General features: G+C 36.3%; 32 protein-coding genes. 25 read left to right on the top strand and 7 right to left on the bottom strand.

Going from position 1 to position 26,917, the window contains the following annotated elements:
• Positions 1 to 17: 17 nt before the first annotated feature.
• The gene (locus tag BLQ00_RS00525) at positions 18 to 1,241 is read right to left on the bottom strand and encodes a porin family protein (protein WP_093139352.1); all 1,224 of its coding nucleotides are present in this window, start codon (positions 1,239 to 1,241) and stop codon (positions 18 to 20) included.
• A gap of 155 nt (positions 1,242 to 1,396) precedes the next feature.
• Complete coding sequence (locus BLQ00_RS00520; protein WP_093139351.1) at positions 1,397 to 1,840, bottom strand: DUF1569 domain-containing protein; 444 nt, start codon at positions 1,838 to 1,840, stop codon at positions 1,397 to 1,399.
• A gap of 115 nt (positions 1,841 to 1,955) precedes the next feature.
• Between BLQ00_RS00520 and radC the strand changes: the two genes are divergently transcribed.
• Genes radC through BLQ00_RS00490 form a run of 6 tightly spaced genes read left to right on the top strand, consistent with a single transcriptional unit; the run spans position 1,956 to position 7,469 of the window.
• A complete protein-coding gene (gene radC / locus BLQ00_RS00515; protein ID WP_093139349.1) occupies positions 1,956 to 2,654 on the top strand; it encodes a RadC family protein in 699 nt (232 codons plus the stop codon).
• Between the two features lie 6 nt (positions 2,655 to 2,660).
• Positions 2,661 to 3,956, top strand: a complete 1,296-nt coding sequence (locus BLQ00_RS00510; protein WP_093139347.1) for a DUF7033 domain-containing protein — start codon at positions 2,661 to 2,663, stop codon at positions 3,954 to 3,956.
• A complete protein-coding gene (locus tag BLQ00_RS00505) occupies positions 3,946 to 4,635 on the top strand; it encodes a YjjG family noncanonical pyrimidine nucleotidase (protein WP_093139346.1) in 690 nt (229 codons plus the stop codon). Before BLQ00_RS00510 ends, BLQ00_RS00505 begins: the two co-directional genes overlap by 11 nt.
• 47 nt (positions 4,636 to 4,682) lie before the next feature.
• A complete protein-coding gene (locus BLQ00_RS00500) occupies positions 4,683 to 5,228 on the top strand; it encodes a hypothetical protein (protein WP_093139344.1) in 546 nt (181 codons plus the stop codon).
• A gap of 4 nt (positions 5,229 to 5,232) precedes the next feature.
• Positions 5,233 to 6,657, top strand: a complete 1,425-nt coding sequence (locus BLQ00_RS00495; RefSeq protein ID WP_093139343.1) for a DUF5723 family protein — start codon at positions 5,233 to 5,235, stop codon at positions 6,655 to 6,657.
• Positions 6,654 to 7,469 carry a hypothetical protein gene (locus BLQ00_RS00490; protein WP_093139341.1) on the top strand — a complete coding sequence of 272 codons (816 nt, stop codon included), beginning with the start codon at positions 6,654 to 6,656 and terminating at the stop codon, positions 7,467 to 7,469. The genes BLQ00_RS00495 and BLQ00_RS00490 overlap by 4 nt, the downstream gene beginning before the upstream one ends.
• Here the strand turns inward: BLQ00_RS00490 and BLQ00_RS00485 are convergent.
• Complete coding sequence (locus tag BLQ00_RS00485) at positions 7,466 to 8,743, bottom strand: replication-associated recombination protein A (protein WP_093139340.1); 1,278 nt, start codon at positions 8,741 to 8,743, stop codon at positions 7,466 to 7,468. The genes BLQ00_RS00490 and BLQ00_RS00485 overlap by 4 nt on opposite strands.
• 90 nt (positions 8,744 to 8,833) lie before the next feature.
• Here BLQ00_RS00485 and BLQ00_RS00480 point away from each other — a divergent pair, with 90 nt between their 5' ends.
• Positions 8,834 to 9,604 (top strand): rhomboid family intramembrane serine protease, encoded by a 771-nt coding sequence (locus BLQ00_RS00480; RefSeq protein WP_093139338.1) that lies wholly within the window; start codon positions 8,834 to 8,836, stop codon positions 9,602 to 9,604.
• Here BLQ00_RS00480 and rlmB read toward each other — a convergent pair.
• The 4 genes from rlmB to BLQ00_RS00460 form a co-directional block, all read right to left on the bottom strand.
• A complete protein-coding gene (gene rlmB / locus BLQ00_RS00475) occupies positions 9,599 to 10,336 on the bottom strand; it encodes a 23S rRNA (guanosine(2251)-2'-O)-methyltransferase RlmB (protein WP_093139336.1) in 738 nt (245 codons plus the stop codon). The two genes, BLQ00_RS00480 and rlmB, sit on opposite strands and share 6 nt — an antisense overlap.
• A gap of 117 nt (positions 10,337 to 10,453) precedes the next feature.
• The gene (locus BLQ00_RS00470) at positions 10,454 to 11,773 is read right to left on the bottom strand and encodes a SusD/RagB family nutrient-binding outer membrane lipoprotein (protein WP_093139335.1); all 1,320 of its coding nucleotides are present in this window, start codon (positions 11,771 to 11,773) and stop codon (positions 10,454 to 10,456) included.
• Between the two features lie 18 nt (positions 11,774 to 11,791).
• Complete coding sequence (locus tag BLQ00_RS00465; protein WP_093139333.1) at positions 11,792 to 15,073, bottom strand: SusC/RagA family TonB-linked outer membrane protein; 3,282 nt, start codon at positions 15,071 to 15,073, stop codon at positions 11,792 to 11,794.
• Positions 15,074 to 15,183: 110 nt separating this feature from the next.
• Entirely contained in the window at positions 15,184 to 16,833 is a 1,650-nt protein-coding gene (locus BLQ00_RS00460) for a POTRA domain-containing protein (protein WP_093139331.1), read from the bottom strand.
• Positions 16,834 to 17,065: 232 nt separating this feature from the next.
• Here BLQ00_RS00460 and rpsL point away from each other — a divergent pair, with 232 nt between their 5' ends.
• From rpsL to rpsN, 18 genes are all read left to right on the top strand, one after another.
• Positions 17,066 to 17,440: a 30S ribosomal protein S12 gene (gene rpsL / locus BLQ00_RS00455; RefSeq protein WP_093139330.1), complete on the top strand. Its 375-nt coding sequence runs from the start codon at positions 17,066 to 17,068 to the stop codon at positions 17,438 to 17,440.
• A 25-nt stretch (positions 17,441 to 17,465) separates the two neighbouring features.
• The gene (gene rpsG, locus BLQ00_RS00450; protein WP_093139328.1) at positions 17,466 to 17,942 is read left to right on the top strand and encodes a 30S ribosomal protein S7; all 477 of its coding nucleotides are present in this window, start codon (positions 17,466 to 17,468) and stop codon (positions 17,940 to 17,942) included.
• A 3-nt stretch (positions 17,943 to 17,945) separates the two neighbouring features.
• Entirely contained in the window at positions 17,946 to 20,078 is a 2,133-nt protein-coding gene (gene fusA / locus BLQ00_RS00445; protein ID WP_093139326.1) for an elongation factor G, read from the top strand.
• Positions 20,079 to 20,088: 10 nt separating this feature from the next.
• A complete protein-coding gene (gene rpsJ / locus BLQ00_RS00440; RefSeq protein WP_010181931.1) occupies positions 20,089 to 20,394 on the top strand; it encodes a 30S ribosomal protein S10 in 306 nt (101 codons plus the stop codon).
• A gap of 181 nt (positions 20,395 to 20,575) precedes the next feature.
• Positions 20,576 to 21,187 carry a 50S ribosomal protein L3 gene (gene rplC / locus BLQ00_RS00435; protein ID WP_093139324.1) on the top strand — a complete coding sequence of 204 codons (612 nt, stop codon included), beginning with the start codon at positions 20,576 to 20,578 and terminating at the stop codon, positions 21,185 to 21,187.
• Positions 21,187 to 21,816: a 50S ribosomal protein L4 gene (gene rplD, locus BLQ00_RS00430; protein WP_093139322.1), complete on the top strand. Its 630-nt coding sequence runs from the start codon at positions 21,187 to 21,189 to the stop codon at positions 21,814 to 21,816. The genes rplC and rplD overlap by 1 nt, the downstream gene beginning before the upstream one ends.
• Positions 21,817 to 21,823: 7 nt before the next feature.
• Positions 21,824 to 22,114 (top strand): 50S ribosomal protein L23, encoded by a 291-nt coding sequence (gene rplW / locus BLQ00_RS00425; protein WP_093139321.1) that lies wholly within the window; start codon positions 21,824 to 21,826, stop codon positions 22,112 to 22,114.
• Positions 22,115 to 22,140: 26 nt separating this feature from the next.
• The gene (rplB, locus tag BLQ00_RS00420) at positions 22,141 to 22,965 is read left to right on the top strand and encodes a 50S ribosomal protein L2 (protein ID WP_093139319.1); all 825 of its coding nucleotides are present in this window, start codon (positions 22,141 to 22,143) and stop codon (positions 22,963 to 22,965) included.
• Positions 22,966 to 22,968: 3 nt separating this feature from the next.
• Positions 22,969 to 23,247, top strand: a complete 279-nt coding sequence (gene rpsS / locus BLQ00_RS00415; protein ID WP_093139317.1) for a 30S ribosomal protein S19 — start codon at positions 22,969 to 22,971, stop codon at positions 23,245 to 23,247.
• Between the two features lie 6 nt (positions 23,248 to 23,253).
• Positions 23,254 to 23,664, top strand: a complete 411-nt coding sequence (gene rplV, locus BLQ00_RS00410; protein WP_093139315.1) for a 50S ribosomal protein L22 — start codon at positions 23,254 to 23,256, stop codon at positions 23,662 to 23,664.
• Positions 23,665 to 23,667: 3 nt separating this feature from the next.
• Entirely contained in the window at positions 23,668 to 24,387 is a 720-nt protein-coding gene (rpsC, locus tag BLQ00_RS00405) for a 30S ribosomal protein S3 (RefSeq protein ID WP_093139313.1), read from the top strand.
• 18 nt (positions 24,388 to 24,405) lie between these two features.
• Positions 24,406 to 24,825: a 50S ribosomal protein L16 gene (gene rplP / locus BLQ00_RS00400; RefSeq protein WP_093139312.1), complete on the top strand. Its 420-nt coding sequence runs from the start codon at positions 24,406 to 24,408 to the stop codon at positions 24,823 to 24,825.
• An 18-nt stretch (positions 24,826 to 24,843) separates the two neighbouring features.
• On the top strand, positions 24,844 to 25,035 hold the full coding sequence (gene rpmC, locus BLQ00_RS00395) for a 50S ribosomal protein L29 (protein ID WP_093139310.1): 192 nt from the start codon (positions 24,844 to 24,846) through the stop codon (positions 25,033 to 25,035).
• Positions 25,036 to 25,054: 19 nt separating this feature from the next.
• A complete protein-coding gene (gene rpsQ, locus BLQ00_RS00390) occupies positions 25,055 to 25,315 on the top strand; it encodes a 30S ribosomal protein S17 (protein ID WP_093139309.1) in 261 nt (86 codons plus the stop codon).
• 2 nt (positions 25,316 to 25,317) lie between these two features.
• The gene (gene rplN / locus BLQ00_RS00385; protein WP_093139307.1) at positions 25,318 to 25,686 is read left to right on the top strand and encodes a 50S ribosomal protein L14; all 369 of its coding nucleotides are present in this window, start codon (positions 25,318 to 25,320) and stop codon (positions 25,684 to 25,686) included.
• A 13-nt stretch (positions 25,687 to 25,699) separates the two neighbouring features.
• Entirely contained in the window at positions 25,700 to 26,014 is a 315-nt protein-coding gene (gene rplX / locus BLQ00_RS00380; RefSeq protein ID WP_093141825.1) for a 50S ribosomal protein L24, read from the top strand.
• A 2-nt stretch (positions 26,015 to 26,016) separates the two neighbouring features.
• Positions 26,017 to 26,568 (top strand): 50S ribosomal protein L5, encoded by a 552-nt coding sequence (gene rplE / locus BLQ00_RS00375; protein WP_093139305.1) that lies wholly within the window; start codon positions 26,017 to 26,019, stop codon positions 26,566 to 26,568.
• A gap of 2 nt (positions 26,569 to 26,570) precedes the next feature.
• On the top strand, positions 26,571 to 26,840 hold the full coding sequence (gene rpsN / locus BLQ00_RS00370) for a 30S ribosomal protein S14 (RefSeq protein ID WP_093139304.1): 270 nt from the start codon (positions 26,571 to 26,573) through the stop codon (positions 26,838 to 26,840).
• The last annotated feature ends 77 nt before the right edge of the window (positions 26,841 to 26,917 follow it).

Raw genomic sequence — 26,917 nt, 5'->3', positions numbered from 1 at the left:
TTTTTATAATTTGTTTGTTACAAAAACGAATAACCGAATATTAATGATGTTGTATTATATTCAGAGTTGTAGTAAACATAGTCTTTTAGAATGTCTCTGCTTGTTTGGTGTCTCACTTCCAAGCTATATTTGTCATTAAATTTGTATCCTATTCCGAAGGCAAAATTGTTTCCTGATTTAATATTTAGAGAATTTAAACTTGAATTATCCCCTCTTGTGTATTCTATAGAAGACTTAGAGCTTAAATCCATAACATATAAAGCGTTTAGGAAAATTTTTGAGTTATCGGTAAGAAAGAAATAGTGTCTAATACCTATAGGAAGTTCAATTGATTTGTAATCCACATTAATAATCATTTTTCCTCCAGAAACGTTACTCGCATCTCTTGCGATTTCTTTCTTAAAGTTTTGATATGTAGGCTCAATAATAAGTGCCCATTTGTTATTGTTAAATGGAAAAATAAATTCTACTTCTGCACCAAATCCAAATCCAGTTTTACTTTCAAAGTCGGCATCTCTTCCGTCAGAAATACCATTATTAATATTTAGAGATGAATTATTAATGCGAGGACGTAGGGTTAAATTAAATAAATCCTTTTTTTCTTTAGAAGTGTAATTTGTAATATCGGCATGAACACATTCATTATAATAAATGAAAAAATTAGTGATGCTATTCGTTGTATATTGTAGGTTTTCATAAGTACTAGAAGCAATAGAACTACATTTTAGTGCATTTAATAATTGTTGTTTGTATTGGTTGTTTTTTCCTATTTTAGTGTGTGAACTTAAGTACTTTTTATAAACTAACTGTTCGATATTTGAATCGTCTTTACTGAAAAAAAAGCGTTTTAAATTTGCATCTTCATAAAGATATAAATTTGCTTCTCCTTCAATCAGAACCTTTAAAAAAAGCACTTCTTCTTTAAATTTTGGTGCTTTATCATAGGTTAAATTATTAATCGCATTTGTAGATCTATCGATATTTATGGTAGCTTTAATATATTTTGAAATGTTATAAATCCCAAATTCTTTAACGGCCTTAATACTTTCTGTTTTTGTTTCGCTATTTTCTAGCAAAGAATATTCAAAGCTTGTTGGATTGTTTTTCCAATCTTCATTTTTAATAAAACAATCTACTTTTTCATTCGAATTTGTAATGTAATACCCCTTTTCAAAAGAGGTTTGTGAATAACTTGTAAGGGTAATAATAGTAGTTAAGAGAAATAGGATGTATTTTTTCATAAAAGGTTGTTATATGGTTGTGTTTTTTAATTAAGATAGAAGTTTGTTATACGCCCAATTGGCGTAAATGTTTGATGATTTTCGGGACGCCACGATTCTAAAATTTGTTTCAAAATATACAAATTTGATACTCGCGCCACCTCTTCAATGGGGTATTACACTCCAAATTGGCGTAAATGATGGTCTAAATGTTTGTACTGAATTTTTCCCCATTGCTGGGCAGTATAATAGCCAAATCCAGGATGAGGTTTCCAATCTGTTTTGTCTCTCTGTGCATTTGCTTCTTCTAAAAGACTTTCTATGGTCGCTTTTTCTTGCTTAAAATCTTTAGGTGCGCTTTCTTTTAAAAACTTAGCGGTTGGCATATTTTTTCCAAAGGGTTTATCGTTGTACATCATCTTCTTAAAAAATAGTTTTACAAACCAATTGGGCTTCATGCCGTAGTCTGTTTTCTCTAACATGATATTTAAAGGTCCTTGACAATGGTGAAGCATTTGTCCGTGACTCATTTTACCCCATTCACGCTTAGAGTTTTCAGATAGATTATTGAGGCGATCTCTAATTTCTTTGTAACTATCAGCTTCAAAAATTGACTTCATAATAGAAAGGTTTAAGTTTTCAGAAAGGTAAAATAAAAAATTAAACTTTATATTTATAGTATTCAGAACTTTTAGGATAAATACGATTCAGCTCCCCGCTTTATATATTGAATCTATGTCCGATCCAAATGCTTATTTTTCAATAAAAAACTGGAACGAAGACGATCGACCGCGCGAAAAATTACTGCTAAAAGGAAAAACAGCTTTAAGTGACGCCGAGTTAATCGCTATTTTAATTGCTTCAGGAAGTAGAAATGAAAGCGCCGTAGCATTAAGTCAGCGCATATTAGCTTCCGTAGCAAATAATTTAAATGAACTCGCGAAACTTTCAGTAAAAGACCTAATGCAGTTTAAAGGAATTGGTGAAGCCAAAGCGATATCGATAACTGCTGCTCTAGAATTAGGGAAACGACGTCGCGCTGAAGTAGCTTTAGAACGAAAAAAAATAACAGCGAGTAAGTCTGTTTTTGAACTAATGCAACCTATAATTGGCGATTTGCCGCATGAAGAATTTTGGATTGTGTATTTAAATAATTCGAACAAAGTGCTGCAAACGCTACAGCTTAGTAAAGGAGGTATAACAGGAACTTTGGTCGATGTTCGGTTGGTGTTTAAAAATGCCTTGCAATTGGGGTCGGTAGCAGTAGTGTTGGTTCACAATCATCCTTCTGGTACACTAAAGCCGAGTCAAGCAGATTTAAGTCTGACAAAAAAACTTAAAATTGCCGGCGAAAGTTTAGACATAAAAGTGTTGGATCACCTTATTATTACTGAAAAATCGTACTTTAGCTTTGCAGATGAAAACCTCTTGTAACTGTATATGCTATTAATCTATACTCAAAAAATAACTCCTAGAATTACGTATGCTTTTCGGCATATTTGTACGCGGATTTTAGGGATTGAAATTGGTTTTACTTCTGTTATTGAGGAGCTAATTTCTCATTCGGGTCCAAAACTTTCCTACGGAAAACAAGCGATGGGGAATGAACTTTTTTTGCAAAGCGAAGGGCTTTTAACACAGCAAGGATTTGAGTCTATAGATATTACAGTTAAAGATTGGGAAGACACCAAATGCTTTTTTTCGACCAGCGGACACTGTGCGTTACCTTTCGATATTTTTGCGGCAAGTTTTTACTTAATGAGTAGGTACGAAGAGTATTTGCCACATGTAAAAGATGAAATTGGACGGTATCCTGTGACCGAAAGTTTGGCGTATCAAGAAGGCTTTTTAAAACAGCCTGTTGTAGATGTTTGGGCGTATAAATTTAAAGAAGTATTACATACGGCATTTCCAGATCTTGAATTTCCACTAAAGAAAACCAAAGTGCATACCATTGTAGAAGCATCTCAGCCTTTTGCCTATATCCAACGAGGGTTTTTACGAACCTTATTAGGGTATGCTTCCGATGTGTCAAAGCTAAAATTTAGAGCGGTTATAGAGCGGACAAGAGTGATTATGCGACTTCGGAAAGATCCGTATCATAGTTTTAAATGGATTGTAAACAAGTCTAAAAAAAGCAAGTCAAAACTCACTGTTTTCTTTCTGTTGGGAGATAGCCTTACTTTTAAGGAAAGCATGAATACACACCGACTGGCCTTTAAAATGTTGGTGAAATATGTGGCCGATTACAATGAAACGGGACTTATCTTTTCATTTGAAGCATTGAAAGAATACGAAATTTTAAAAAAAGAGAAAAAACGTATGGAAGAAATTACAAATCGTAGCGTACTTAGTACTATGAACGCTCGGTTTTTGGTAAGTCTTCCTGAAATTTATAGAAACCTTGTCGAGCTAGAAGTTGCTAAAGATTATACCATGGTGTATGAAAATGAAGTTGGTTTTAGAGCTGGTACCTGTACGCCTTTTTTGTTTTACGATTTAGACAGTGAAATTAAAACGCCTTTAATTATTCAGCCTTTAGCAATGACCACAACGGCATTCGAAAAAAAGTATGAATCAGATATTAAAAAAACAATTGCAAATGTGTTTCGGTCTGTCGAAAAGGTAAACGGAACATTTACCATGCTATTTACAAATCGAGATTTTTCTTCTTCGGAAAAGAATAAAATTTGGCGTTCCATTTTTTCAGAAAAACTACAAAAATATGACTCATAAATCCATCACTGATGTTTTCTTTGATTTAGATCATACCCTTTGGGATTTTGATAAAAATTCATTTTTTGCGTTTCAGCGTGTTTTTAAAACACACGAGATAGCGTTGGATGTTCAAGTATTTGTAGAAACATACGAACCTATCAATTTAGACTATTGGAGGTTATTTCGAGAGGAGAAAGTGAGTAAGCAAGAGTTGCGTCGTGGACGATTAATTGATGCGTTTTCGGTTTTTGACATTACATTTCCCGTAGATAGTATCGATGCAATGGCAGAGTCCTATATTGACGAATTACCAGTAGATAATCATCTTTTGGAGGGTTCAATGGACATTCTGAATTATTTAGCTGAAAAGTATCGGCTTCATATAATAACCAATGGTTTTCAACAAGTACAATTACTGAAACTGAAAAATAGTGGCATCTCCGATTTTTTTGAAACCGTAACCTCTTCCGAAGAAGTGGGGGCTAAAAAACCCAATCCGTTGGTTTTTGAAACCGCTCTTCAGAAGGGAAAAACAAAAGCTTCGCAAAGTATTATGATTGGCGACTCATTTGAAGCAGATATACTTGGTGCCGAAACCGTGGGTATGGAAACTTTATTTTATAATTACCGTAATGAAACCATCCCTGAAGGTTATAAATTGATAGACAGTTTGTTGGAGATAAAAAAGTTTCTGTAAACATACTTTTTAGGGATTTAAAACGTTAGTATACTAAATCCCCATTAATGAAAACAAACCTATCCCCCGTAGTAGCAGGATTTCTGCTATTTTTTGTGTTTGTGTCTTGTATAAAAGACACCGACTTTGATCAAGTTGACAATGTAGATCTTACTCCTACCATAGATCTAGATTTAATTTATTTCAATCTTTCTGCTAGCGATTTTTATGATCCTGCAACTTCAACTTCTGTTTTAACAGTTAGTGATACTACCGAACTTCGGTTTTTAAATGATATTGAAGTTCAGAGAAACCTTAAAAGAGCAGAATTTTATTTTAAGTTTACCAATAGTATAGAACGAGAGTTTCAAGCAGATTTTCAATTTTTGACACCTCAAAACGATACAACCTATACAGCTCAAACAGTTGTTGCTCAAGGAACAGTTTCAAATCCAATAATTACAGAATTTATAGAAAATGTAGAGGGTGCCGATATTGTTGACCTTACACAAGCCTCTAAGGTAATTGTTTCAGTAACCATCCCATCGTCTAATGCTAATCTTGAAGGAGCCCTAAATCTTCAATCTAAAGTTACGTACTACGTAGAGCTATAATACCATGAAAATCCTACTATTTTATTCATTGGCCCTTTTGGGTGTGGTTGGTATTGCACAAAATAAGCAAGTGCTGTACGGAATGGAAGATATTCCACAAAACCTACTGCTGAACCCCGGAACCAAACTGACTCAAAAAGCGCATTACGGCATTCCGTTATTATCGCAAATACATCTTAATGTTGGTACTTCTGGTGTTTCAGTACACGATATTTTTGGAGCATCAAATGCTACCGAAGACATTAATACACGAATCCGAGATAAAATTTTCGAGATGAGTTCGAAAGATTTCTTTACAGCAACCCAACAACTAGAACTCATTAATTTTGGATGGCTCGCAAAAAACAAACTATATTTTTCAGGAGGAATTTATGAAGAATTAGATTTTGTATTCTACTTTCCAAGAGATTTGGCAATTTTAGTTTGGGAAGGAAATAGTGATTACATAAATTATGAATTTGATTTAGGTGAAATTAGTACTACTGCCGATTTAATGACGGTGTATCATTTTGGCGTTAATAAGCAAATAGGGAAAAAACTAACGGTTGGTCTTCGAGCAAAATTATATTCCAGTATGGCTAGTTTTAAAAGCACCAATAATTCGGGGAAATTTGTAACCCGATTGGGAGATAACGATAGTCCAAATATATACGAGCACAGTCTTGAAAATGTAAATATGTCGGTAGAAACTTCTGGAATTGCATCATTGCAAGATGAAGAGAATTCATCCCAAGTATCAAGTGAGATTTTAGGTCGCGCATTACTAGGGGGAAATTTAGGGATAGGTTTCGATGTGGGAATGACGTATGATATTACTAGAGATATTACAGCGACGGCAAGTATTTTAGATTTTGGAGCTATTTTTCACACCAAAGACGTGGAAACGTATCAAGCTAGAACCAATTATACATTAGACGGAATAGAGCTTATTTTTCCTCCTCTCGCAAATGAGGAAGGTACTCTTCCGTATTACAGTGATTTGGAAGATGAAGTGGAAAGAGAAGTGCCTATCGATACCTTGTATAACTCTTATACGCAAATGCTCCCCATGAAAGTAAACGCGAGTATTGCCTATAATTTCGGAAGGCCTACCGATGGTGGTACTGATTGTAATTGTATGAATATGTCTGGATCTATTCCTAAAAACCAGTCAATCGGTTTGCAGTATTACAGTGTCTTTCGACCAAAAGGTCCGCAATTGGCAGGAACTCTTTTTTATTACAGACGCTTCGCAAGTTTCTTGGCAGCCAAGGCAACCTATACAGTAGATTCTTATACGGCTTCAAATATTGGCTTGGGGTTGGTGGCAGATGTGGGAAAGTTTAATTTTTACATTGCAGCAGATAATCTATTAGCATATTCAAATCTTGCAAAAGCAAAAAGTGTATCTTTACAATTAGGATTCAATATAAAAATTGACAGAGAATGAATAAGTTTTTTATAGCAGCATTTTTGATAGTAAGTGGATTTTCTACCGCTATTTCACAAACAACAAACCTAAGTGAATTTAGTTATGTAATAGTTCCAGATCAATTTGACTTTTTAGATGGAAAAGACAAATATGAATTAAACTCAATGGCTAAGTTTTACTTAGAAAAGCATGGGTTTAATGCGTATTTGAATAGCGAAACCCCCAATGCGAATAGGTGTGACGGCTTGTATGCTAATGTAGAAAAGTTGCCTTCCGTACTTCGGAAAAAACTACAAGTTACTTTAAAAGATTGCAATGGTTTTGTAGTCTATACGAGTGTTGAAGGAACTAGTAAGATTAAGGAATTTAAAAGTTCTTATCAAGATGCCTTACGAAAAGCCTTTGTGAGCTTTAAAAGTTTACGTGTAGATCAAAAGGATGTAGAATTGTTAAGCAACGAGACAGCAGCAACAACTGTTCCTACTACTATAAAGACACCTGTTTCTGAAAATAGTAATACAAAAGAAATTAAAAATGCACCTGCCGAAAACAGCAAAGTAGCAACGTTACCAAGCGCTAAGTTTTCAAATTATTTATTTAATGGGAAATCGTTTTTACTTCGGAAAACTGCTGAAGGCTATAGCTTATATGAAGAAACAACGACGACTGGTGATGGTTTGTTATTGTTAGGGAATATTGAAGGAGCTTCTTCAGAGAAGTTGTATTTTGTAACAACTTCAGAAGCACTTTACAAAGTTTCATTTGATGCGTTAGGAAATCTAATAATTCAAAAAGAAAACACTTCCGAAGTGTATAAGAAAATAAACTAGAAATTGTACTTATCCTTCCAAAGGCTTTTTAAATAATTTTTTAAATGCGTCTCTTTCGGATTGTTTCCAGGTTTGTAAAATGTAGTGCCACTAATCTCTTTTGGTAAAAATTCGTGCGGCACAAAATTGCCTTCGTAATTATGTGCGTACTCGTAATTCTTTCCGTAGCCTAACTCTTTCATTAGTTTTGTAGGCGCATTCCGAATGGATAATGGAACCGATAAATCACCTGTTTGTTTTACCAATCGCTGTGCTTCATTAATTGCAGCATACGAAGCATTACTTTTTGCAGAAGTAGCGAGGTAAATGGTGCACTGACTCAGTATGATTCGTGATTCAGGAAATCCAATGGTGGTCACCGCTTGAAAAGTATTGTTTGCCAGTACAAGCGCAGTCGGGTTTGCATTTCCAATGTCTTCGGAAGCTAATATAACCAACCTTCTGGCTATAAATTTAATGTCTTCGCCACCTTCAATCATTCGTGCCAGCCAATACACCGCCGCATTGGGATCACTTCCTCTTATCGATTTGATAAATGCTGAAACAATATCGTAGTGTTGTTCACCAGTTTTGTCATACAACACCGTGTTTTTTTGTACTTTCTGAAGCACAATGTCATTCGTAATAATAACTTCTTGTTCTTTTTCTGAAAGAACGATGAGTTCAAGAACATTCAGTAATTTTCGAGCATCACCACCCGAAATACGAAGCAATGCTTCAGTTTCTTTCAGTGTGATGTCTTTTTTTGAAAGGAGCTCGTCTTCCTTAATAGCTCGGTGTAAAAGATCTTCTAAGTCTTTTTTACTGAAAGCTTCTAGAATATAAACCTGACAACGTGAAAGAAGTGCGGGTATTACTTCAAAGCTAGGGTTTTCAGTGGTGGCTCCAATTAACGTGATAAGTCCTTTTTCTACAGCGCCTAATAAAGAATCTTGTTGCGATTTGCTAAAGCGATGAATCTCATCAATAAATAAAATAGGGCTTTTAGTAGAAAAAAGGGTGTCTGTTTTTTTTGCTTTTTCAATCACTTCTCTTACGGCAGCGACACCGCTATCAACAGCGCTTAAAGTGTAAAAAGGTCTGTTAGACTGATTGGCAATAATAGTAGCTAATGTTGTTTTACCTGTGCCTGGAGGTCCCCAAAATAGCATGGACGAAAGAACGCCAGAGTCCAACTGTGCAGTAAGTGCTCCGTTAGGACCAATTAAGTGTTGCTGACTTAAATAATCGGACAGTGTCTTAGGACGAATACGTTCTGCAAGGGGTGCGCTCATAAGGTGTAAAATTACAATATTATGACTACCTTTTGACTGACATTTTATCATAAATTTATATTTAGGAGCATTTTTTGAATACGGTTTCGTATGTCTAAACAAAAAGGATTATTTTTTTCGAATGATGTTATTTTATATCCAATAGCATTTGTACTGCTTATGTGGTTAGTGTTTTGGGCTGAAATAAGATTTAACTGGGACTTTAACTATTTAGGAATTTATCCCCGGAAAATTTCAGGTTTGGTTGGAATAGCATTAGGTCCTTTTATTCACGGTAATCTGAAGCATTTATTTAATAACTCTATTCCCATATTTGTACTATCAACAGCGCTCTTTTATTTTTACAGGAACATTCGCTGGAAAGTCTTGTTGTTAGGTGTTTTGCTGTGTGGCTTGTTTACTTGGATTATAGGAAGACCCTCTTATCATATTGGCGCCAGTGGTGTTGTGTATATGCTAACCGCCTTTTTATTCTTTAAAGGTATTTTCTCAAAACAATACCAGTTAATTGCTTTGTCTCTTGTGGTCGTATTTGTGTATGGAGGGTTGTTATGGTATGTGTTACCTATCGATCCTAAAATATCATGGGAGGGACATTTGTCTGGATTTGGCGTCGGACTTTTATTAGCATTAGTTTTTAGGGAGATTCCTATTGAAACTAAAAAGTATGCTTGGGAACGAGATGATTTTAATCCTGAAGAAGATGATTTTATAAAGCAGTTTGATGAAAATGGAAATTTTATAGAAAAAGAAAAGGTTCCTGAAATAGAAGAAGAAACTCCTATAGTTCAGAAACCTAAAGTTATTCGAGTAGTCTATACTTTTAAAAAGAACACGAATGAAGAAGAATCTTCTTTATAGCGTTCTTTGTCTTACGATTTCATATAGAAAAGCACCACACGCAACAGAAACATTTAAGGAGTTTATTTCTCCTAATAGAGGCAATGAAGCTTTGTGGTCTAAAATTGCTAATACAGATTTAGAAATTCCTTTGTCCTCCGACCCCATTACAACGGCAAGTGGTTTTTTAAGTTCCAAACTATATAAACTATCTTCGGTTTTTTCCGTAGCACCAATAGTTTCAACACCAGAACCTTGTAAATAGTAAATGGCATCTTTAATATGATCTACTTTGCAAATAGGAATTTTGTAAATAGCTCCTGCCGATGTTTTTACCGCATCACCACTTACAGGTGCACCTCCTTTTTTCTGGATAATAACAGCATCTACGCCTGTACACTCTGCAGTACGCAAAATGGCTCCAAAATTACGAACATCACTAATCTGATCTAAAATTAGAAAAAGAGGATTCTCTTTGGCATGAATAAAGTTTTCTACGATTTCTTCCAAAGGGTGAAAAGCAATAGGAGATGTTATTGCAATAATACCTTGATGGTTTCCTTGTGTTAGTTTTGTAAGTTTCTCGAAGGGCACGTACGAAATTGTACAATGCTTTTTTTCAAGATCTTTTACAATAGCGTCAATTTTTGGGTTTGCTATTCCTTTTTGTATAAAAAGCTTATCAATAAATACATTTGAAGAAACAGCTTCTTCAACAGGATGAATACCAAATATGGTGGTCTCTTTTTTCATGCTGTAAAAGTAAAAAATCATCTCGTAGAAAAGAGGTGATTTTAGTAATATTCTTTCAAAAAAAAAGCCTGTTGTTATCAACAGGCTTTTAAAACTTAATATATGAGTATTAAGTTCCTAGTTTATGGGTGTTGGTGTAAATAAACTAGGAATAGGGGAAGGTGCGTTACTATTCGTATTTAATTCTACTTGAGGGTATAAGAAACGCTGCGGCATTTCAGAACCTGTTTTTGGTGGCACGCCTAAGGCATTATTAGTACGTGTAATGTCGTGCCATGTTTGAGGAGAAGGCCAAAGTGTAATATACCTCTCTTCCAGGATGTGTAATAATAAGGTATTTCCTGTTGCTGTAGAAGCGGGGAAACTTCCGGAGTATTGTGTTTCTAGTGCAGTTCTAACAGCGTTTAGTGCAGTTCTGGCGACTCCTTCTTGACTTGATCTATAGGCGGCTTCTGCTAAAATTAATTGTGTTTCATGCCATCCTATAATTGGTAAGGAGGCTACTTTGTCAAAAATTCCACCGTCTCTATTGTTGTAGTTTCTATTTCCACGGTAGTAGAAATCAAATCGTTCTGCTTCCCCAGGAGTAGCTAGTAGTCTATCTGCAGAGCCATCTACCATGATTAACTCTTGAAGATAGCTTCCAACGGGGCTTGTATCTCCAGGTCGAGAAATAGCGGTAAAATTATACCACATGTTTTGAGCACCAGTAGCATCGGCATGAGTTCCGAATAAGCCTCCGTCTATCGTGTTAATTCCAGATTGTGCTTCCGTTAGAGCATTACCATACTCTTTTGATATCATATAGTAACGCGCTTTCATGCTATGTGCTAATTGCCCAAGGGTTGATGTGCTAGTTGTTCCTCCATTGGCGTCAGTAATGTATAACGTAGAGGTGTTTCCTCTTGAAATGGCTAAGCTAAGTAGTTCCTGAACGTGATTTAGTACTGTAGCTTGTGCATCGTACATTGGACTGGTGTTTCCAGGAATGAAGGCTTCAGAGTCTGGAACGTCTCCAAAAGAAGCTGCTAATTCACCCAAAAAGTATGCTTCAAAAAAGCAGGCGGTTGCAAAAGCATCATCGTCTAGTTCTATTTCAGCTTGCTCCTTTGCGAGTCTTGCTTGTGTAATTCCTTCAATATAAATATTAGACCAAAGGGCGTCAAAATCGGCAGGGGAATAGGTGTACGTTTCATATCCAATCCACTGGTTGTTGCTCCCGCTAATTGAATTTGAATTAATTGCGGCATATCTTGAAGCGTCGCTTTCAGTAAGGTAGATAGCAATGATTTCAGCCTGCGAAATTAAATTTAAAGTAGGTACTGAACCTACCGTATTTGGATCATCCTGATAGTTTACTTCTTCTACCAATGAGTCACACGAGATGAACAAGGCACAAGCAGAAAACAGATAAAGTAATTTTTTTAAGTTTTTCATGATGTTATTTTTTTTATATTATAAACCTACTCGTAAAGTGAAAAAGTAACTTGCGGTAGATGGATTTGTAAAGTATTCTAAACCTCTACCTTTAGAAGCTCCTGTTAAATTATTGTCAGGATCGAATCCTTCAATATTTGTCCAGGTTACTAAGTTTCTTCCAGAGACAGAAAAGCTTAAGTTGTCTAAGCCAATACCTTCGATGAATTTTGAAGGGAAGGTGTAACCTAAAGAGACTTCACGTAATTTTACATACGATGCATCTTCAATATTTAATTCTGGAGAACCATTAAACCCACTAGCTGTTCCTAAGTACCAAGCTTGGTCTAATAACACGGTTCCGGCGCCAAAGTCGTCTAAGTTTCCACGTACGGTGTACGATCCATCCTCATTAAGTTGCGAATAGGGTAAGTCTGCAATTGCAACACCATTAAAGTTGAGTATTGTTGCCGCTTCTTCAGCAGATACGGTTACTTGGTTTGCAGTAACTTCAGATACACCAAAATGGTTTAAAACTCCTTTCGTTCCGTTCCAAACATCCATTCCTTGTACAAAATCGAAAAGAGCAGAAAGTTCCACGCCTTTATAATTAATTTTGGTTCCAATACCTCCACGCCAATCTGGGTTCGGGTCACCAATAACTTCTTCTCCATCTTCAGAAACAACAGGGAATCCAAAATCGTTAAGCGCTAAATTTCCATCTTCGTCTCTCGCGAGAGGGTTTCCTAGTAATGCAGCAAAAGGTTGTCCATCTACAACATTTGAAGAGGTTCCAACAAATCCATTTAAAAAGGAGAGTACTTCTCCATTTCCATCAGGGCTGGTTACCAAGTTGTCATTTTGGCTATAGTTTAAGTCGATGCTCCATTTAAAGTCTTCTGTTTTTATAATAGCAGCCGATAAATCAAATTCGATTCCTTTGTTTGTAATAGTAGCTGCATTGTTATTCAAGTTGGAGAAACCAGAAGAAGGTGATACAGCCTGCTCTAATAATACATCTTCCGTTTTTCTATCATAGTATGTGAAACTCATAGACAGACGATTATTAAAAAATTTCAAGTCAGTTCCTAATTCGTATTCTTTTACGCGTTCTACCACAAGATTAGCATTTCCTTGTACATCATCTAAAGAGGCTGTGCTTCCGTATTGACCTCCTGCTAAGGTGTCACCCCATGAAGAGTTTACGCCGCCAATTCCAAATCCATTTGTAAGAGAATAAGTTTGAGGTGCCACAGCGACCTCTCCGTAAGTACCTCTAATTTTTCCGAAGGATAAAAATTCACTTCCTTTTACTAGTTCTGAGAATTTCCAACCTAAAGATACTGCAGGGTAAAAGAATGTTTGATCGGGTAGGGTTGAAGATCTGTCTACACGCCCTGTAAGTTCAAATAACACTTGATTAAAAATTTCTCCGTTAACTAATAGATAAGCGCCCACTTGTTTTTCTAAGTCGTAAGAGTCGATTGCATCTATATTGGCAGCTGCAGCATTTTCAATAGAGATTAAGTCATCTAGCGTAATATATGGATTTGAAAAATTTGTAGCAGAGGTAGCTAATTGTTCAAATTCATTATTTTCGTATGATGCTCCTAAAATCCAAGACAGATTAAATTTCTCTGAAATAGTATGATTACTGTTAATAAAAGCGGTTAAATACTGTGAGCTTACAAAACGTTCGTCAATTTCAAAATATCCTAATCCATTCCCGATATCAGTCGATGAGTTGTACGGGAAAAACACTTGCCTTTTGTCTCGATATGTGTCTTTGCTATACCGAGTTGTTACTGTTACATTATCGCTAAAACTATAGCTTAATTCTGGAGCGATTAAAAAACGATCAACTTCAATTGTATTTGATTGTTCGTTCATTGTCCATAATGGATTGTTGTACGCAGATGTTGGTCCTAATGGACCACGGTATGCTCTCATGGCATTAATTGAAGGAGCGCCTGCCGCATTAAAGGAAGTACCTTTATAGTCTCTATTGTCAAAATCTGGAGATGTTCTTAAAAGTCCTAAGTAGAAACCGTTTAAATTAGATCCTGTTTGAATGGCATCAGCATCCGTTTTTATATAGTTTGCACCGATCTTTGCGCTAAGCTTGTCCGAAAAATTAGTAGTGTTATTAAAACGCAATGTTTTTCTAACATAATTAGAACCATTTCTCACAATTCCTTTTTGGTCCCAATTGTTTGCGCTTATATAGGTGCTACCGCTCTGGCCTGAATATTTAAGGCTAATGTCGTGCTCAAAAGTTATTCCTTGCCCGATCACAGCATCAAAATTAGATTCTAAAAATGATTCTCTTGAATTCTTAGTGATAATTGGGTAATAAACAGTTCCGTCTTGTGCTTCAAAACGTTGGTTCCCTACGTTCACTTCATCAGGTCCGCCAGCTCTTGCAGATATTAAATCTCCCCAGCTAGTACTTGTACCTCCACCGTCATTAAAAACACCATTAAGACCTTGACCATATTTGTCTTGTAGGTCCCAAGTTTCATTTACTTTGTCAATATATACTCCCGATTTATAATCTAGGCTCCATTCTCCAGGTTTCCCTTTGCCCGATTTTGTTTTTACGACAATAACTCCGTTTGCAGCTCCAGTTCCGTAAATAGCTACTGCGGAAGCTCCTTTAAGTACGGTAACGCTTTCTATGTCTTCAGAAGAAATATCGTTTAGTCTTGATTGTTCCGAAACACCAGCAACGCCAGCGCCAAAGTTGAAGTTGTTGATTAAAACTCCGTCAATTACATACAGAGGTTCATCATCTCCTTGTATGGTGTTAGCTCCTCGAATTTGGATAAAAACCCCAGCTCCTGGATCACCACCACTTTTAATAATGTTTACACCAGAGGTTTTTCCTGCCAAAGCAGTTGCCACTCCGGCTTCTCCAGATTTGGTAATTGTTTCTGCTTGAATCGTTGTTGCAGAAGATAAGTCATCCTCTTTTTTCTTTTCAAGTCCAATCGCTGTAATTACAACTTCTTCTAGTACAGCAGCATCCTCTTCCATAGCGATGCTAATGCTACTTGAATTTGCTGTCACTGTTCTTTCTTGAGTCTTAAAACCTACATAAGTAAACACTAAGTTTTGGCCTACCGACGCTTTTAAAGCGTAGTTCCCATCGAAATCAGATTGTGTACCGTTGGAGGTTCCTTTAATAACAATATTTACACCAGGTAGAGGTAGTCCCGAGTTGTCACTTACCGTTCCGGTTATTGTTTTTTCTTGTGCAAACGTAATCTGCACCACTAACACTATCAAGAGTGTTAGTGTACCACTAAACTTTGTTCTCATTTTATAATTTATTTGAATTAGCCAATGTAAAAATCTTAATAAAAAGTTAATAAAACAACTTTTTATCTTAAAATTTTGTTATAAAGTATTGGTAATTGACAGCTTTTATCTTAAAATCTTGAAGAAAGTATAAGATGGATTTTTGTGTTTGAGAAGTTAAAAGATTTGTTTTCTGAAGTCCCGTTCGCAATATTTAATCGTAGTAATCCTGCTTTTGTTTCTAGCCCTAATCCAATTCCGTAGCTGTATAATTTTTCTTTGAGGTCTAAGGTTTGGTTTTCAAAATAACCAATGTCGATGATGCTATGAAGGTATAGTCCGGTATTGAATTGATACCTGTATTCTGTGTTCAATACAGAAAATAAAGAAGCGTCTATGCTGTTTTCACTAAACCCCCGCATGTTTGTAATTCCTCCAAATCGGTACAATTCATTTGTTAAATAATTATCACTAATTAATAGGTTGGTGCTGTTTTGAATAAAAAATGAATTCTTGTAATTAAGATTGAAAATATGATTTACAATTGTAGAGAGTTTTATTTGATCGTCACTTGTATTTTTTAAATCTCTAGAACCTATTTCGGTGTCTATTGAAAAATATGTTTTAACAGGGAACAGGCTACTGCTTTGAGATTTGGTATAGGAAGCTCCAACAGTCACAAATTTAGAAGTGAAATCTTCAATAGGTGATCCTGTCGCAGTTTCATCAAGGAGGTTGCTAGATTCATATCCCTTGTATCCTATATAGCTGTTAGACGTTGGATTTATTTGATAGGTAACTCTAGCTTGTTGCTCTGTAGTAATAAAAGTACTGTCTCTTCTAAAAATTTTGAGTTCAAGTCCAACACCAAAAGGCGATTTAAATAAATAGGGCAAACTGGCTTTTACTCTAATGTCTCTTTGTTCGTCCCCATCCTCTTTATAATTAATAAGGAGCTGCTCGCCGTAGTTTAGATTGTTGTTGAGTTCTAGGTTTAAATATCCATTAAGTTGAAGTTTCTGGGTTTCTTCATCTGTGGCAAAACCAATCACACCGTCAAACTGGTTAGCATTCCTTTTTTTTAAGTAAAAATATACAACGGTCGTATCTTTTCTGAACAAAACTTCAGGGGCTTTTATGCTAGTAGCAAACGGAAGGTTGTTTATCAGTTCGTTTTGAGAGTTTATTTTTTTCTTACTGAATGTTTTTCCTTTTCTAATTCCTGCGTAATGTTTTAAGTAAGACCTCGGAAATTTTTCATAGCCTTTTACGGCAATAGAGTCGACTGTTCGCTTTACTCCCTTGTCTGAAGCTAAAGAGGCGCTTAGCATAGTGTTATTTTCTATGGAGATGTTTTTCAAACTTAGTTTGGCGAAAGTGTTTCCATTTTCAGATTTTATATTGTTTAACTTCTGAAGGGCTGCTTCAATCAATTCGAAAGGAAGGATGAAATATTGGTCGGTAATTTCAGAAGAGACCAATGACAGTTCTCTTTTACTGAAGGTTTCTTCTGAGTAATACACTTTAATAGAGCTGTATTTTTTTCCGAAGTAAAAATGGGCACTATATAAGGAGTCGTTTTCTTTTTCAATTTTTTGAAGCTTACTTTCTAGAAACCCTTTTTTCTGCAATCGAATAAAAATAGAATCTGTTTCGGCTTTGAGCGCTTTATATGAATTGAAGGTTTTTTCTTTTTGTAATGAATCGGTTAAGGTTTCAGAAATTTCAACTTCACCTTTTATAGAAAGGGTTAAATTTTGCGCGTATGCTGTTAAAAACAAACAAGTGCATATATATAGGAATAAAAAGGAGTTAAATTTGCGTTTCAAATGCTTTGATGTTTCGTCTGTAAAACTAACGTTACATCTTGGTTTTTCATATCTATTTCAAAAAATAATCAAACAGTTCTTAAAATTAGTGGATTAAGGTTTGATTAGTAGATTTTTATTTCTACATTTGCCAACCCTAAAAAAGGGGTATTTTATTTTTAAAAAAGTGTAATACATATTTTATATGCCAACAATTTCACAATTAGTACGAATAGGAAGAGCCAAAATAACCAAGAAGAGCAAATCGGCTGCTTTAGATTCGTGTCCTCAAAGAAGAGGTGTGTGTACGCGTGTATATACGACTACGCCTAAGAAACCTAACTCTGCAATGCGTAAAGTAGCAAGGGTTAGATTGACAAACGGTAAGGAAGTAAACGCATACATCCCTGGTGAAGGACACAATTTACAAGAGCACTCGATAGTATTGGTTAGAGGTGGAAGGGTAAAAGATTTACCAGGAGTTAGATACCACATTGTTCGTGGAGCTTTAGACACCGCAGGTGTAGAAGGAAGAACACAACGTAGATCTAAGTATGGTGCAAAACGCCCTAAAAAGTAATTTTTAAAACTTTTAAAAAGAAGACATGAGAAAAAGAGCAGCAAAAAAGAGACCGCTTTTACCAGATCCAAGGTTTAATGACCAATTGGTGACACGTTTTGTAAATAACTTAATGTGGGATGGAAAGAAGTCGGTTGCTTTTAAAGTGTTTTACGATGCAATTGATATCGTAGAAGAAAAAAAGACAGACGACGAAAAAACAGGATTAGAGATGTGGAAAGACGCATTATCTAATGTAATGCCTCACGTAGAGGTTCGTAGTCGTAGAGTTGGTGGAGCAACGTTCCAAATTCCAATGCAAATACGTGCTGATCGTAAGATTTCTACAGCAATGAAGTGGTTAATACTTTATGCTAGAAAAAGAAACGAAAAGTCGATGGCTCAAAAATTAGCAGGTGAAGTTCTTGCTGCAGCAAAAGAAGAAGGTGCGGCAGTTAAAAAGAGAATGGATACTCATAAAATGGCCGAAGCAAATAAAGCATTCTCACATTTCAGATTCTAAAAAATGGCACAAAGAGATTTAAAATTTACAAGAAATATTGGAATTGCTGCGCATATTGATGCTGGTAAAACCACTACTACTGAACGTATCCTTTTCTACACGGGTGTAAGTCATAAAATTGGTGAAGTACATGATGGTGCTGCAACAATGGACTGGATGGAGCAAGAGCAAGAAAGAGGTATTACAATTACTTCTGCTGCAACTACTTGTACTTGGAAGTTTCCTTTAGAAAATGCACAACCAGTTGATGATACTAAAGATTATCACTTTAATATTATTGATACTCCTGGTCACGTAGATTTTACTGTTGAGGTAAATCGTTCATTACGTGTATTAGATGGTTTGGTGTTTTTGTTTAGTGCAGTAGATGGTGTTGAGCCGCAATCTGAAACAAACTGGAGATTAGCTGATAATTACAAAGTGCCACGTATTGGTTTCGTAAACAAAATGGACCGTCAAGGGTCTAACTTCTTAGCTGTTTGTCAGCAAGTGAAGGATATGTTGAAATCTAATGCTGTGCCAATCGTATTGAACATTGGTGACGAAGGAGATTTTAAAGGTATTGTTGATTTAGTGAAGAATCGTGCTGTAGTTTGGCATGATGAATCATTTGGAGCAACATTCGATGTCGTTGAAATTCCTGATGAGTTGAAAGCTGAAGCAAGAATGCTACGTGGAAAACTTATTGAAGAAGTTGCTGCATATGACGAAACTCTATTAGAAAAATATATGGAGGATGAAGATTCTATTACTGAAGATGAGGTGCATGCTGCGCTTCGTGCTGCTGTAATGGATATGTCTATCATTCCTATGGTGTGTGGATCATCATTTAAAAACAAAGGGGTTCAATTCTTGTTGGATGCTGTTTGTCGTTACTTGCCATCACCAGTAGATAAAGAGGGTATCATCGGGATTAACCCAGATACTGATAAAGAAGAAATTCGTAAGCCAGATGTAAATGCTCCTTTCGCAGCATTAGCGTTTAAGATTGCTACCGATCCTTTCGTAGGACGTTTGGCTTTCTTCCGTGCATATTCTGGTCGTTTAGATGCAGGTTCTTATATCTTGAACAACCGTTCAGGTAAAAAAGAACGTATCTCTCGTATCTATCAAATGCACTCTAATAAGCAAAATGCAATCGATTTTATCGAAGCAGGAGATATTGGAGCAGCTGTTGGATTTAAAGATATCAAAACAGGAGATACAATGTCTGACGAGAAGCATCCAATCGTTTTAGAATCGATGGACTTCCCGGATCCAGTAATTGGTATCGCGGTAGAGCCTAAGACTAAGGCAGATGTTGATAAGTTAGGTATGGCATTAGGAAAATTGGCTGAAGAAGATCCAACATTCCAAGTGCGTACTGATGAAGCTTCAGGACAGACTATTATTTCTGGAATGGGAGAGCTTCACTTAGATATTATTGTAGATCGTTTAAGACGTGAGTTTAAGGTTGAAGTTAACCAAGGACAACCTCAGGTTGAGTATAAAGAAGCTGTAACGCGTACTGCGCAACACAGAGAGGTTTATAAGAAACAATCTGGTGGACGTGGAAAGTTTGCTGATATTGTATTTGAATTAGGTCCAGCTGATGCTGATGCTCCAGAAGGATTGACATTCGAAAATAAAATTAAAGGTGGTAATGTTCCTAAGGAATTTGTCCCTTCAGTTGAAAAAGGATTTAAGCAAGCAATGATAAACGGACCTTTAGCAGGTTTTGAGGTTGATAGTTTAAAAGTGACATTAACAGACGGATCTTTCCACCCTGTGGATAGTGATGCATTGTCATTCGAACTTGCAGCTAAGATGGGCTTTAAGGCTGTTGCAAAATCAGCAGGAGCTGTTATTCTTGAGCCAATTATGAAACTTGAAGTTATTACTCCAGAAGAAAACATGGGGGATATCGTAGGTGACCTTAACCGTCGTCGTGGTCAAGTTAATGACATGGGTGATAGAGCAGGAGCTAAGGTTGTAAAAGCTGAAGTGCCGCTTTCAGAAATGTTTGGATATGTTACAACATTGAGAACATTATCTTCAGGTCGTGCTACGTCAACAATGGAATTTTCACACTATGCTGAAACTCCTTCTAATATTTCAGAAGAAGTAATTAAAGCAGCAAGAGGAACTAACGATTAATATTTCAGCAATGAGTCAAAAAATAAGAATTAAATTAAAATCTTACGATCACAATTTAGTGGACAAATCTGCTGAAAAAATCGTAAAGACCGTAAAGAGTACTGGTGCTGTAGTTACAGGTCCAATTCCTTTACCAACACATAAAAAAATCTTTACAGTATTACGTTCGCCACACGTAAACAAGAAGAGTAGAGAGCAATTTCAATTAAGCTCTTACAAGAGGTTATTGGATATCTATAGCTCTTCTTCAAAAACAATTGACGCTCTAATGAAGTTAGAGTTGCCAAGTGGAGTAGAAGTAGAGATTAAAGTATAGTGCTACGAAGGTAGTCGCTTCTCGATAGATGAAGCGTGACATGTCCTAAGCTGCGTGCGAGGGAAAAACGGTTACAAAATAACATTCAGGGTTGAATTTATTTTGACCCTGTTTTTTTCTGAAATAGTTTTTGTTTCAGAAGTAATAAAGAGAATTAATATTAATAACTAAATAATTAAATATGTCTGGGTTAATTGGAAAAAAGATAGGGATGACCAGCATCTTTGACGCGAACGGAAAAAATATGCCGTGTACCGTTATTGAAGTTGGACCTTGTGTTGTCACCCAAGTCAGAACCAAAGAGGTTGACGGGTACGAAGCTCTTCAGCTTGGTTTCGATGACAAAAAGACTGCTATTAAAGCTGCCGAAGGCCACGCTAAAAAAGCAGGAACCGTTGCAAAACGTAAAGTCGCCGAATTCCAAGGATTTGAAGAGGATTATAAATTAGGTGATACAATCACTGTAGATCATTTTGCTGAAGGTGAATTCGTTGATGTAGCGGGTACTTCTAAAGGAAAAGGTTTCCAAGGGGTTGTAAAACGTCACGGTTTTGGTGGTGTAGGTCAAGCGACCCACGGTCAACATAACCGTTTAAGAGCTCCAGGTTCTATTGGTGCTGCTTCTTATCCTGCGAGAGTATTCAAAGGAATGAGAATGGCTGGACAAATGGGGAATGAAAAAGTGAAAGTACAAAACTTACGAGTGTTGAAAGTAGTTGCTGAAAAGAATCTACTTGTGGTAAAAGGATGTGTTCCTGGCCATAAAAACGCTTACCTAACTATTCAGAAATAATGAAGGTAGCTGTATTAGATATTAACGGAAAAGACACAGGTAGAAAGGTTGAACTTTCTAAGGATGTGTATGGGATTGAGCCTAATAACCACGCTGTATACCTTGATGTGAAGCAATATCTTGCTAATCAAAGACAAGGAACGCATAAAGCAAAAGAGCGTGCTGAAATTTCTGGGTCAACTAGAAAGATTAAAAAACAAAAAGGAACTGGTACTGCTCGTGCGGGTAGTATTAAGTCTGGTCTGTTTAAAGGTGGGGGTAGAATGTTTGGTCCTAGACCAAGAAACTATTCTTTCAAATTGAATAAAAACTTAAAGCGTCTTGCACGTAAGTCGGCATTAACAATGAAGGCTAATAACAAGGCAATTGTAGTGATTGAGGATCTTAATTTTGAAGCTCCAAAGACAAAAGATTTTACTGCTGTTTTAAAGAATTTAGGTCTTGAAAACAAAAAATCTTTATTTGTGTTGGGAGACTCAAATAATAATGTATATTTGTCCTCGCGCAATTTGAAAGGTACAGAAGTTGTAACCAACTCACATTTAAGTACTTACAAAATAATGAATGCAAACAGCGTTGTGTTGTTTGAAGGTTCTTTGGAAGGAATTGAAACAAACTTAAGTAAATAGAAACGAGATGAGTATCTTAATTAAACCTATTATTACGGAAAAAGCTACTAAGGATGCTGAAGAAAATAACATCTTCGGATTTGTAGTAAACCCAAAGGCGAACAAGGTAGAAATCAAGAAAGTAGTGGAAGCTACTTACGGAGTTTCTGTTACTGCAGTTCGCACAATGAATGTCCGCCCCGATAGAAAAACCCGTCATACAAAGACAGGTGTTCAAACTGGTAAAACAAATGCTTACAAAAAAGCAATTGTACAGGTGGCGGAAGGTGATACAATAGATTTTTACAACAACATCTAGAGAAATCTAGATTTAATTAGACAAAAATGTCAGTAAGAAAATTAAAACCTATCACCCCAGGTCAGCGATTTAGAGTTGTAAATGGATTTGACGCCATAACAACTGATAAGCCGGAGAAAAGTTTATTAGCTCCGAACAAAAGATCTGGTGGTAGAAACAGTCAAGGTAAAATGACCATGCGCTATATAGGTGGTGGGCATAAAAGAAAATACCGAATTATCGATTTTAAACGTGACAAGGCAGGAGTTCCTGCTACTGTTGCAAGTATAGAATACGATCCAAACCGTACAGCATTTATCGCTTTGTTAAACTATCAAGATGGTGAAAAGCGTTATATAATTGCTCAAAACGGTCTTCAAGTAGGGCAAAACATCGTTTCAGGTGATAATGTAGCCCCAGAAGTTGGAAACGCAATGTTGCTTTCAGCTATTCCTTTAGGAACAATTATTTCTTGTTTAGAGTTACGTCCAGGTCAAGGTGCTGTTTTAGCGCGTAGTGCTGGTGCATTTGCTCAATTAATGGCAAGAGATGGTAGGTATGCTACAGTAAAATTACCATCGGGTGAAACTCGTATGGTTCTTGTTACATGTATGGCAACTATCGGAGCTGTTTCAAACAGTGATCATCAATTGTTAGTATCTGGTAAAGCAGGTAGATCTAGATGGTTAGGTAGAAGACCAAGAACAAGACCGGTAGTGATGAATCCTGTAGATCACCCAATGGGTGGTGGTGAAGGTAAATCTTCTGGAGGACACCCACGTTCTAGAAACGGAATTCCTGCTAAAGGATTTAGAACCCGTTCTAAGACTAAAATGAGTAATAAATACATTATAGAACGTAGAAAGAAATAAGCTATGGCAAGATCGTTAAAAAAAGGACCTTACGTTCACTTTAAGTTAGATAAGAAAGTACAACAAAATGTTGAGTCTAATAAGAAGACTGTGATCAAGACTTGGTCAAGAGCTTCTATGATAACTCCAGACTTTGTTGGACAAACCATTGCAGTGCATAATGGACGTCAATTCGTTCCAGTATATGTAACTGAGAATATGGTAGGACATAAATTAGGAGAATTTTCGCCAACAAGATCATTCCGTGGTCACGCAGGTGCAAAAAATAAAGGAAAAAAATAGTAAGCCATGGGAGTTCGTAAAAGAGAAAGAGCAGAGCAAATCAAGGAAGCAAAGAAAACAATGTACTTTGCTAAGTTGAATAATTGCCCTACATCACCAAGAAAAATGCGTTTAATGGCGGATTTAGTAAGAGGTGAGAAAGTTGATAAAGCGCTTAATATTTTAAAGTTCAGTTCTAAGGAAGCTTCACGTCGTTTAGAAACATTGTTATTGTCTGCAATTGCAAACTGGCAAGCTAAAAACGAAGAAGCATCAATAGAGGATGCAGATCTTTTTGTAAAAGAAATCCGTGTAGATGGTGGGACAATGTTGAAAAGACTTCGCCCAGCACCACAAGGTCGCGCACACAGAATAAGAAAACGTTCTAATCACGTAACACTCGTGCTTGGAGCTAACGATAACACACAAAGCAACTAATAAATGGGACAGAAGACAAATCCAATCGGAAATCGCCTAGGTATTATTAGAGGATGGGAATCCAACTGGTACGGAGGAAACGACTACGGCGATAAATTAGCCGAAGACGATAAGATTAGAAAGTATATTCACGCTCGTTTAAGTAAAGCTAGTGTGTCCAGAGTAATTATTGAGCGTACGCTTAAACTTGTAACCGTTACTATCACAACGGCTCGTCCAGGTATCATTATTGGTAAAGGCGGTCAAGAGGTAGACAAGTTAAAAGAAGAGCTTAAGAAAATTACTGATAAAGAAGTACAGATCAACATTCATGAGATTAAAAGACCTGAATTAGATGCGCACTTAGTAGCGTCAAGTATTGCTAGACAAATCGAAAATAGAATTTCGTATCGTCGTGCAATCAAGATGGCAATTGCTGCTGCAATGCGTATGAATTCTGAAGGTGTTAAAGTTTTGATTTCTGGACGATTAAATGGTGCTGAAATGGCACGATCTGAATCGTACAAAGAAGGTCGTATTCCTTTATCTACATTTAGAGCTGATATTGACTATGCTTTAGTTGAGGCACATACTACTTATGGTAGGTTAGGTGTTAAAGTATGGATTATGAAAGGCGAAGTATATGGGAAAAGAGAGCTTTCTCCATTAGTTGGCTTAGCCAAAAAAGGAGGTAAAGCACCTGCAGGTCGAGGTGGAAATAACAAGCCACGTCGCAGAAAGTAATTTTTTAAAGAAAAGAAAATGTTACAACCTAAGAGAACAAAGTTCCGTAAACAAATGAAAGGCCGTATGAAAGGTAACGCAGCACGCGGAAACCAATTATCATATGGAACCTTCGGTATTAAGTCTTTAGATTCAAATTTCTTGACAGCTCGTCAAATAGAAGCTGCACGTATTGCTGCAACTCGTTTTATGAAAAGAGAAGGGTCCTTATGGATTATGATTTTTCCAGACAAACCAATTACTAAAAAGCCTCTTGAGGTTCGTATGGGTAAGGGAAAAGGTGCAGTAGAGTATTGGGCAGCAGTTGTTAAACCTGGTAGAGTTTTGTTTGAAATTTCAGGAGTATCTTTGGAAACTGCAAAAGAGGCATTACGTCTTGCAGCTCAAAAGCTTCCGGTAAAGACAAAATTTATTATGTCTAGAGATTTTCAAGCTTAATTTATTGATATTATCACTATGAAACAATCAGAGATAAAAGAATCATCAACAGCAGAATTACAAGAGAAACTTGCTGAAGCTAGAAAAGCTTATTCAGATTTTAAAATGGCTCACACCATTTCACCGTTGGAAAATCCAATACAGTTAAGATCTCACAGAAGATCAATAGCTAGAATTGCGACAGAACTAACTAAAAGAGAAGTACAGTAATTTTGTACCCAGCTGAAAGATGGAAGAAAAAAGAAACTTAAGAAAAGAGCGTATTGGTGTAGTTACTAGTAACAAAATGGAGAAATCTATAGTTGTTGCTGAAGTAAAAAAAGTAAAGCACCCGATGTACGGAAAGTTCGTTTTGAAAACGAAGAAATACGTAGCACACGACGAGAAAAATGACTGCAACGAAGGAGATACTGTAAAGATCATGGAAACAAGACCTTTAAGTAAAACTAAAAGTTGGAGATTAGTAGAAATAATTGAAAGAGCGAAGTAACCATGATACAACAAGAATCAAGACTTAAAGTTGCAGACAACACAGGAGCGAAAGAAGTTCTTACTATTCGTGTATTAGGTGGAACTAAAAGAAGATATGCTTCTATTGGTGACAAGATTGTAGTTTCTGTAAAAGATGCTACACCTAATGGATCAGTAAAGAAAGGAACTGTTTCTACTGCTGTTGTAGTGCGTACTGTAAAGGAAGTGAGAAGACCAGATGGTTCTTACATCCGTTTCGATGATAATGCTTGTGTACTTTTAAACGCCCAAGGCGAAATGAGAGGAACACGTGTATTTGGACCCGTAGCTAGAGAGCTTCGTGATAGACAATTTATGAAAATAGTATCATTGGCACCAGAGGTGCTTTAATATGAAAACTAAGATGGCAAAGCTTAAAATAAAATCAGGAGACACTGTTGTTGTTACAGCTGGAGAACATAAAGGTTCTGAAGGTAAAGTAATGAAGGTGTTGATTGAGAAAAACAAAGCAATTGTAGAAGGAGTTAATATGGTTTCAAAACATGAGAAACCAAGTGCAAGTAATCCGCAAGGAGGAATTGCAAAAAAAGAAGCTCCAATACACATTTCAAACCTATCGCTTGTTGATCCAAACACTGGAAAAGCAACACGAGTAGGATATAAAATGGAAGATGGTAAAAAAGTTAGATTTTCCAAACAATCGAATCAAGTAGTATAGTTATGGGATATTCACCAAGACTTAAGGAAGAATACAAGAGCAGAGTAATAACTGCTCTTACAGAAGAGTTTGGCTACAAAAATGTAATGCAAGTTCCAAAATTAGAGCGCATCGTTGTGTCTCGTGGAGTTGGAGCTGCAGTAGCTGATAAAAAATTAATTGACTATTCAGTAGAAGAGTTAACTAATTTAACAGGACAGAAAGCAATTGCAACAATTTCTAAAAAGGATGTTGCAACCTTCAAACTTCGTAAAGGAATGCCAATTGGTACGAAAGTTACGTTGCGCGGAGAGCGTATGTATGAGTTTTTAGATAGACTTGTTACATCTGCATTGCCAAGGGTTCGTGATTTTAATGGTATTAAAGCTACTGGCTTTGATGGTAGAGGTAATTACTCTTTAGGGGTTACTGAGCAAATCATCTTTCCAGAGATTGATATTGATAAAGTTAAGAAGATTGAAGGAATGAACATTACGTTTGTAACTTCTGCTGAAACTGATAAAGAAGCAAAATCATTGCTTACTGAACTAGGATTACCTTTTAAAAAGAACTAAGGATGGCTAAAGAATCAATGAAAGCCCGTGAGGTTAAGAGACAAAAAACGGTAGATAAGTATGCTGAAAAACGCAAAGCTTTAAAAGCAGCTGGCGATTATGAAGCATTACAAAAATTACCGAAAAATGCTTCTCCAATTCGTTTACACAATCGTTGTAAATTAACTGGAAGACCAAGAGGGTATATGAGAACCTTTGGTATTTCACGTGTAACATTCCGTGAAATGGCTAATCAAGGTTTGATCCCAGGAGTTAGAAAAGCTTCTTGGTAGTATTGTAGTTTGTAACTACTTTGCTAAAAAGTAAATTATAAATTGGTTGTAGGTTCGATTGTTATTGAAAACCACTT

It is taken from the genome of Ulvibacter litoralis (assembly GCF_900102055.1).
Classification (GTDB): Bacteria; Bacteroidota; Bacteroidia; order Flavobacteriales; family Flavobacteriaceae; genus Ulvibacter; species Ulvibacter litoralis.
This window is presented reverse-complemented; position numbering and strand designations above follow the sequence as displayed.